This is a genomic window from Vibrio sp. 10N.261.51.F11, assembly GCF_041471665.1.
Lineage (GTDB): Bacteria > Pseudomonadota > Gammaproteobacteria > Enterobacterales > Vibrionaceae > Vibrio > Vibrio crassostreae_C.
This window is the reverse complement of record NZ_JBFROW010000110.1, coordinates 1-8,555: the sequence shown is the minus strand read 5'-3', so window position 1 is coordinate 8,555 and position 8,555 is coordinate 1. Positions and strand designations below refer to the sequence as shown.

Below are 8,555 nucleotides of genomic sequence, written 5' to 3'. Positions count from 1 at the left end.
CGTAGGTTCTTGATTTAGTTACATTGAATTACGCAACAAAGCCTATAAACTTGCCAAAGAATGTTCAGATTCCTATGTCCGGTCACCTGAGCAACTTCTTCAATAGAATAGCCTTTTTCGAATAAGCGGCTTGCTCCTTCTCTTCGCAAATCGTGATACCTCAAGTCTTCAATGCATAACTCATTTCGTACCCGTTGAAACCCTGCGCTAACACTTCGTGGGTTGTACGGGAAAATAAGTTCACCTTTGTTGGGTTGTTTAAGTGCGATCTCAAATGACTCGCCAAGCAACGGCACTATCATATGATTACCTTCTTTCTTCCTTGGGTCTTTTCTATCTCTAACGAGTATCGTTTTATGTTCTTGGTTGAGGTCTTCCCAACGCAGCTTGCAGACTTCACCAATCCGCATACAAGTAAGAATGCTGAATTCTAGAATGTCAGTGAATGGGATTCGAGTTGTGCCGTTTGGTCGGAAAGATTCACGTTGTTCTAATCCAAGCTTTAATAGCTTCAGTTCTTCGGAAGTAGGGCGACGTGTTCGTTTCTGACTCTTACCAACTAACCCCATATCAATCAGAACGGGTACGGCTTCATCAAATATCTGGTGATTGGTATCGATGTTGAAGACAGGCTTAGACTTTTTCATTACAGAACGTAAGTAAGCAATATCATGATAAATCGTTGCGGGTTTGGCTCCTGCGCCTCTTCTGTTTTTACAGTGCTCGATTAAGTCGCTAGTTCGTAGCTGATTACTCTCAACTTGGGCGATGTCGCAATCCCTAAGCATCTTAATCACATAGCGTTTGGTGCGGCCTGTATTGTCCCAAAGATCTCTTTCGGCCATGAATAAATCGAGGAGTACCGAAAGGGGGACTGTTTTTGGCTGATTGAGTACCCCTTGAGCTTCTAGTTCAGCTACCCTTTTTTTACCGAAAGCTTTGGCGAGTGCTTTCTTTTTTAGAGTTTTGCTTTCCCTGTGTATAATGCGCGAATTCTTTTTAACGATGATTGTTACCTTGAACCTTGGTTCACCGCTTTTTAGCTTTCTGGTCTCGATGGTATAACTTGCCATTGTCCAACTCCTAAAGGGGTACTTGAGGGGTACTACAGGAAGTAATTCCGTTTAATTCTAGGTAATTCACTGTATGTTTGTACAGTATTAATTGAGGCTGAATCATGACAAACACTAATAAAACCAGTAAATACGCTAGTAACCGACTTTCTGTTGCACCCATGCTCGATTGGACTGACCGCCACTGTCGTTACTTTCACCGTTTGCTTTCTCAGCAGACTCTTCTGTACACGGAAATGGTAACAACGGGCGCGATCTTACATGGTAAGGGCGACTTCCTAGAATATAACGAGCAAGAACATCCTCTTGCACTTCAACTCGGTGGTTCAAACCCGGTTGATCTTGCTGCTTGTGCCAAGCTTGCTGGTGAACGCGGTTATGATGAAGTGAATCTTAACGTAGGTTGCCCTTCAGACCGAGTTCAGAATGGTCGATTTGGTGCATGCTTGATGGCTGAGCCCGAGTTGGTGGCAGATTGTGTTTCAGCGATGAAAGAAGTCACTGATATTCCAATTACCGTGAAAACGCGTATCGGTATCGATGACCAAGACTCTTATGAGTTTCTAACTAAGTTTGTTTCGACGGTTTCTGAAAAAGGTGGCTGTGAGCAATTTACTATTCACGCGCGTAAAGCGTGGTTGAGTGGCCTTAGCCCGAAAGAGAACCGTGAGATCCCGCCTCTAGATTACGATCGTGCATACCAAATCAAGAAAGACTTTTCTGATCTGGTGATTGCCGTGAATGGTGGCATTACTACTCTTGAGCAAACTAAGGAGCACTTGCAACACCTTGATGGTGTGATGATTGGTCGTGAGGCTTACCATAGCCCATTTATTTTGGCTGAAGTTGATCAACAGATCTTTGGTTTAGACACGCCAATCAAGAAGCGCTCACAAGTGGTTGAAGAAATGTACCCATACATCGAACGTGAACTTTCAAATGGCGCGAGCTTAGGCCACATCTCTCGTCATATGCTTGGTTTGTTCCAAAGTATGCCAGGTGCAAGACAATGGCGTCGCTATATCAGTGAAAACGCACATAAGAAAGGTGCGGGTATCGAAGTGATGCAAACAGCATTGGCTAAGATCCCTAAAGAGCTAAATGTTTAAGCTCCCTCTAAGTTAAAAACTTAAGGTTAAATTCGCCATTAGAGGCTAAATTTACCACTACAAGTTTCCGAAAAGCCACGCATGAAGATGTGTGGCTTTTTATTTATCTGATAAATAAGGATTTTATAGGGTTGGCATACTTGGTATGGAAGCTGCAATGTTAGAAAGTAGGAAAGATAGGTCATTAACTCATTAGGGAGACCATTATGTTTGAATTAATATTTGTTCTTATTTTCGTTGCGACTCTACTTGTCACTGGTATCACGTTTATGACGGTATTGGCTGCAACCGGAGTGGCGTTATTAGTCATGTTGGTCTTAGGTATGATGGGCGTCGTGTTTAAGTTACTGCCTTGGTTGATCGTGATTGCAATCGGTGTGTGGTTTTTCAAAAACTTTGTACACAGTTCTAACCAAAGACGTTACTAAGGTCATGGTGTCGTCAAATCTTTGATCGTCAGCGGTTTATCGTTTGAGAATTTAAGATGTGTGATAGAATTTTCCCCAATAATCTATGAATGTGCATACAATTAGCACAACGATATGGAATTGGAGCTATCTCAAATGAATAAAATGCCATTAATTGCTTTAGTGGGAATGCTATCTTTAAGCTCGGCAGTGTCTGCTGAAGAAGAGTTTTCTTACACGGCTAAAGTCGGTGCCGATATGTGGTGGGGAAGTACAAAGCTAAACGAAGTTAGACAAGATGATGACTCTAACTCACCTTCGTTGTATTTCGCATTTGAGCATAATGCCCCGATGCTACCAAACGCTAGCTTTCGCTATACTTCTGTTGATGCAGATTCATTGGCTTTCGATAAGTACGATTACACCTTCTATTACACGTTGTTAGAGCACAAGTTGATGAACTTCGATGCTGGTGTGACGTTTACTCAATACTCAAACTCTAATTACATTGAACCAAAAGCGACGGGTGCGAAAACATCGACGTTTGATGAGTTCACGTGGAGCTTCTACGGTAACGCAGAGATCAATGTGCCGGACACCAACTTCGATATCATTGGTACGATGGAGTTCGGTGATAGCAGTGGTATCAAGAGCACTGACTTGATGGCGGGTGTTCAGTACCGAATCCCTGTATCAGAATCTGAAATTGCCCTGCGTGGTGGTTACCGTGTTATCGATTTAGATTCGGATGAGTTCTTTAGCTCAGAACTAGGCAAAAGCTTTGTCATGGTCGATGGTTGGTTTGCCGGTGCTGAAGTGCGCTTCTAGGGCATATAAAACAAATTTAGAACGAATTTTAAGAACGCCACTTTATTAAGTGGCGTTTTTTTATATCTATTGGTTACTTGGGTATATATCTTTCTGGAATTAGTTAGCACATTCATCACTTTCGACCATCCTTAATACAGAGAGCTAATTTGCGTCTATTCTTATAAGGTCTATGTAGTGAGGTCAAAGCAAGGGATGGAATATGACACTCAATGAATTACGAAATTTATATAGAGAAAACCTGTTAGTTGAAGCCATTATAGAGCCCTCAATTCAAGAAGGGTCTTGGGTTGTGGAGTTTCGTCATATGGGCGGTGGCTTTGTTCTGCTTACTGATGTTCATGGCGAAGAGTGTCATTACGCGGATTTAGACCTAGCATCTAAGTCGGCAATGGCGGTTGGCTTTCAGCAAGTGCGTATTGAAAACCAGTAAGTCAATTTACGTTTCAATCGGTTTTTACTTCCAAAAAGTTATAAAACATACTTTTCTATTCTTTCTTGTTATTAAAAGGAGTGGTTAATCTATCGTCACGCAATGATTAGGGATGTCGTGACCATGTCTTTAAATAAGAAAGAGTCTTCACAAAACAATAATGCACAGTCTGGGGCTAATGAGTTACCTGGGCTAGCAGCACCACTTAATGACCAACAATTGGGTCATCTTCAGCAAACTGTTTCTGAACTGTCTTCACAGCAACTGGCATGGGTCAGTGGTTACCTTTGGGGAGTGAGCCAAGCTCAGCCTGTCGGTGCTGCTGCGCCAATCGCTCAAGCGGCCGCTGCAGTAGCGGCTAAGCCAGCGGGTAAGCTCAGCATTATCTTCGCTTCTCAAACCGGTAATGCTAAAGGCGTCGCTGAATCGCTAGAGGCAGAAGCAAAAGCCTTAGGTATCGCCGTCGAGCTTTTCGATGCGAGTGATTATAAAGGTAAGAACTTAGCCAAAGAGACACACGTCATTTTCGTCGCTTCAACCAATGGTGAGGGCGAAGCCCCTGATAACGCGATTGAGTTGCATGAATTCCTTCAATCGAAGAAAGCGCCAAAATTATCAAACCTACAATACGGTGTGATTGGTTTAGGTGACTCAAGCTATGAGTTCTTCTGCCAAACGGCTAAAGACTTCGATAACTTCCTCGCTAAGCTTGGTGCGAAATCGTTTGTCGATCGTCTTGATTGTGATGTTGATTACGAAGAATCAGCAACGGAATGGCGCGCTAAAGCATTAGAGCAAGTAAAAGAGACGCTATCGACAGGCACTGAAGCCGATGTGGTTCAATTACCAGTCGGTCAAGCGGCCGCCGGTCATTCGCAATACACCAAACAAAATCCATATACAGCGACACTATTAACCAGTCAAAAGATCACGGGTCGTGACTCGGGTAAAGATGTTCGTCATATCGAGATTGATCTTGATGAGTCGGGCATTACCTACCAACCCGGCGATGCGCTAGGCGTATGGTATGAAAACAGTTCAGAACTCGCAAATCAGATTCTTTCTAAGGTTGGGTTATCGGGTATCGAAAGTGTCGATGTCGATGGTGAGAATCTATCTATCCATAGTGCGCTAGTGAGTAAATTTGAGATTACCACTTCAAACCCTCAACTTGTGACTAAGTTTGCTGAGTTATCGGGCAGCAAGAAGTTAATCAAGCTGGTGGAAGATAAAGACAAGCTTCGTGAATACGCGGGTAATACTCAAGTTGTCGATGTTTTAGCTGAGAAGAAAACTAAGCTATCGGCTGATGAGTTAATTGGCCTGTTACGTAAGCTGACACCGCGTCTCTATTCTATTGCATCAAGCCAAGCAGAAGTAGATGAAGAAGTTCACTTGACGGTTGGTTTGGTTGAATACCAAAAAGGCGAAGAGTCTCGTTTAGGCGGAGCTTCTAGCTTCTTAGCTCAACGTCTTGAAGAGGGTGGTGAAGTGAAGGTGTTTGTTGAGAACAACAATAACTTCAAATTACCACAAGACGACAATACACCAATCATCATGGTCGGCCCGGGTACCGGTATCGCACCGTTCCGCAGTTTTGTTCAAGAGCGTGAAAACAATGATGCTGAAGGAAAAAGCTGGTTGTTCTTTGGTGACCGTACCTTTACTCAAGATTTCTTATACCAAGTTGAATGGCAAAAGTACCTCAAGTCTGGCGCGCTAACTAAGCTCGATGTTGCCTTTAGCCGTGACCAAAAAGAAAAGGTTTATGTTCAGGACCGTTTAATCGAACAAGCAGAGCAGGTGTGGCAATGGCTGCAAGAGGGCGCGTACCTCTATGTCTGTGGCGATGCGACTCGAATGGCTAAAGATGTTCATGAAGCGTTAGTTTCGATAGCGGAAAAGCATGGCAACCAGAGCCGCGAGCAAGCTGAACAATATATTAATGATTTACGTAAAGCGAAACGTTACCAAAGGGATGTGTACTAATGAGCAAGCAAGTAATAGAGCAAGAAGTGCTAGGTCAAGTACTTGGACCTTTGGCTGACAATGAGCGTCTTAAGCGTGAAAGTAATAACCTACGCGGTACGATTGAACAAGATCTCCAAGACCGCATAACAGGTGGCTTTACTGCTGATAACTTTCAGTTGATTCGTTTCCACGGTATGTATCAACAAGACGACCGTGATATTCGTAACGAACGTACCAAACAAAAGCTCGAACCGTTACATAACGTCATGCTTCGTGCTCGTATGCCTGGTGGCATCATTACCCCTAAGCAGTGGTTGGCGATTGATAAGTTCGCAGACGAAAGTACCTCTTACGGTTCAATTCGTCTAACAACTCGTCAAACGTTTCAGTTCCACGGTGTCTTGAAGCCGAACATTAAGTTGATGCACCAAACGCTAAATAGCATTGGCATTGATTCAATTGCGACAGCGGGTGATGTAAACCGAAATGTTCTATGTACGACAAACCCGGTTGAATCTGAACTTCATCAAGAAGCTTACGAGTGGGCGAAAAAGATCAGTGAACATCTATTACCGAAGACTCGTGCTTATGCAGAAATCTGGTTAGATGGTGAAAAACTAGAAACAACGGATGAAGAACCTATCCTTGGTAGCAACTACCTACCGCGTAAGTTCAAGACGACGGTTGTCATTCCTCCGCAAAATGATGTGGACGTCCATGCTAACGATCTTAACTTTGTTGCTATTGCTGAAGACGGAAAGCTGGTGGGCTTTAATGTGTTAGTCGGTGGCGGTCTTGCTATGACACATGGTGATACCTCTACTTATGCACGTAAAGCTGACGACTTTGGTTTTGTGCCATTAGATAAAACGTTAGATGTAGCAGCGGCGGTGGTAACGACTCAGCGTGACTGGGGTAACCGTTCAAACCGTAAGAATGCAAAAACCAAATACACACTAGACCGTGTTGGTATTGATGTATTCAAAGCAGAAGTAGAAAAGCGTGCAGGCGTAGAATTTTCTGAAAGCCGTCCTTATGAGTTTACTGGCCGTGGTGATCGCATTGGTTGGGCGGAAGGCATTGATGGTAAGCACCACTTGGCGTTATTCATCGAGAATGGTCGTTTACTTGATTTTCCGGGTAAAGCTCTGAAAACAGGTGTTGCTGAAATAGCGAAGATCCACAAAGGTGACTTCCGCATGACTGCAAACCAAAACCTAATTGTTGCGGGTGTGTCGACGAGTCAAAAGGCCAAGATTGAAAAACTGGCGCGTCAATATGGCTTGATGGATGATGCTGTTTCAGAGCAACGTAAAAACTCAATGGCGTGTGTGGCTTTCCCAACATGTCCTTTAGCAATGGCAGAAGCTGAGCGCTTTCTTCCTGAGTTTGTAACGGATGTTGAAGACATTCTGAAAAAACATGGATTACCAGAAGAAGATAACATCATCCTTCGAATCACAGGTTGTCCAAACGGTTGTGGTCGTGCAATGTTGGCTGAACTTGGTTTAGTGGGTAAGGCTCCGGGGCGTTACAACATGCACCTAGGTGGCAACAAGGCCGGAACTCGTATCCCTAAGATGTATAAAGAGAACATCACATCAGCTCAGATCTTAGAAGAGATTGATGCGCTGGTGGGACGTTGGGCTACAGAACGCAACGACAAAGAAGGGTTCGGTGATTTTACAATCCGAGCTGGCATCATCGAAGAGGTGATCATTTCCAAGAGGGATCTGCATGCATAATTCTGTCGCTTCAAAATTGAAGTTAGCAGAGCTACTCGCATTGACTAAGACGGAGCAAATACTTCGTCTTGGACAAATCAACGCAGAGTTAGAGCAGCTAACCGCATTAGAAAGAGTTAAGTGGGCTTTAGATAATTTAGAAGGGACACATGTTGTGTCTTCTAGTTTCGGAATCCAAGCAGCATTGATGTTGCACCTAGTGACCCAAGCAAAACCAGATATTCCGGTTATTTTGACTGACACAGGGTATCTATTTCCGGAGACCTATCGCTTTATTGATGAGTTAAGTCAGAAGTTGACTCTAAACCTTCAAGTCTTTCGCGCCCAACAGAGCCCTAATTGGCAAGAAGCGCAATATGGAAAACTTTGGGATCAAGGTATAGAAGGGATAGAGAAGTACAACAAGCTTAATAAAGTTGAACCGATGAGAAGAGCGTTGGATGAGCTCGAGGCTGGGACATGGTTTTCCGGTTTAAGAAGAGAGCAATCTCAATCGCGTGCAAATTTGCCAATCTTATCTATCCAAAATGGTGTGTTTAAATTTTTGCCGGTAATCGATTGGACGAATAAAGATGTTCACTATTACCTAGAAGAGCATGGTCTCGGTTATCACCCGCTTCGAGAGCAGGGTTACCTTTCTGTTGGAGATACACATACAACTAAGAAGTGGGAACCGGGTATGACTGAAGAGGAAACTCGTTTTAATGGGTTGAAACGCGAATGTGGTCTCCATGAAGATGATGGAGAGCAATATGGTTCTGGGATTTAGACTCGTTGCCATTTAAAAAGCTGCCATGAGGCAGCTTTTTTGTTTTCTAGGATGAAAATTAGATCAATTGTGGATAAGTCTGTGGTTATTTTGTAAGTACTCTGTAGTTAAACTTGCACAAATAAGGCTTTGAGTGTTTATTCGCCATGTAATCGTTATTTTTGCATCTTTCTTTAATAAACACTTGCCAATGTGATGAACATCTCTATAATGCCGCCTC

At 43.4% G+C, this 8,555-nt stretch carries 8 protein-coding genes; 7 read left to right on the top strand and 1 reads right to left on the bottom strand.

Annotated features, from left to right (window positions below; translation table 11 throughout):
• Positions 1-14 precede the first annotated feature (14 nt).
• Complete coding sequence (locus AB4351_RS21975) at positions 15-1,073, bottom strand: tyrosine-type recombinase/integrase (protein WP_372127188.1); 1,059 nt, start codon at positions 1,071-1,073, stop codon at positions 15-17.
• Between the two features lie 104 nt (positions 1,074-1,177).
• Here AB4351_RS21975 and dusA point away from each other — a divergent pair, with 104 nt between their 5' ends.
• The 7 genes from dusA to AB4351_RS21940 all read left to right on the top strand — a co-directional run bounded on the left by dusA (position 1,178) and on the right by AB4351_RS21940 (position 8,335).
• Positions 1,178-2,182, top strand: coding sequence for a tRNA dihydrouridine(20/20a) synthase DusA (gene dusA / locus AB4351_RS21970; protein WP_019822275.1), 1,005 nt, complete (start codon positions 1,178-1,180; stop codon positions 2,180-2,182).
• 206 nt (positions 2,183-2,388) lie between these two features.
• Positions 2,389-2,610, top strand: coding sequence for an envelope stress response protein PspG (pspG, locus tag AB4351_RS21965; protein WP_017059950.1), 222 nt, complete (start codon positions 2,389-2,391; stop codon positions 2,608-2,610).
• Between the two features lie 135 nt (positions 2,611-2,745).
• Positions 2,746-3,417 (top strand): TIGR04219 family outer membrane beta-barrel protein, encoded by a 672-nt coding sequence (locus AB4351_RS21960; RefSeq protein WP_372127187.1) that lies wholly within the window; start codon positions 2,746-2,748, stop codon positions 3,415-3,417.
• 202 nt (positions 3,418-3,619) lie between these two features.
• The gene (locus tag AB4351_RS21955) at positions 3,620-3,850 is read left to right on the top strand and encodes a hypothetical protein (protein WP_004735813.1); all 231 of its coding nucleotides are present in this window, start codon (positions 3,620-3,622) and stop codon (positions 3,848-3,850) included.
• A gap of 123 nt (positions 3,851-3,973) precedes the next feature.
• Complete coding sequence (locus AB4351_RS21950; protein WP_102394623.1) at positions 3,974-5,839, top strand: assimilatory sulfite reductase (NADPH) flavoprotein subunit; 1,866 nt, start codon at positions 3,974-3,976, stop codon at positions 5,837-5,839.
• Positions 5,839-7,566 (top strand): assimilatory sulfite reductase (NADPH) hemoprotein subunit, encoded by a 1,728-nt coding sequence (gene cysI, locus AB4351_RS21945; RefSeq protein ID WP_065584776.1) that lies wholly within the window; start codon positions 5,839-5,841, stop codon positions 7,564-7,566. Before AB4351_RS21950 ends, cysI begins: the two co-directional genes overlap by 1 nt.
• The gene (locus AB4351_RS21940) at positions 7,559-8,335 is read left to right on the top strand and encodes a phosphoadenylyl-sulfate reductase (RefSeq protein ID WP_017059954.1); all 777 of its coding nucleotides are present in this window, start codon (positions 7,559-7,561) and stop codon (positions 8,333-8,335) included. Before cysI ends, AB4351_RS21940 begins: the two co-directional genes overlap by 8 nt.
• Positions 8,336-8,555 lie beyond the last annotated feature (220 nt).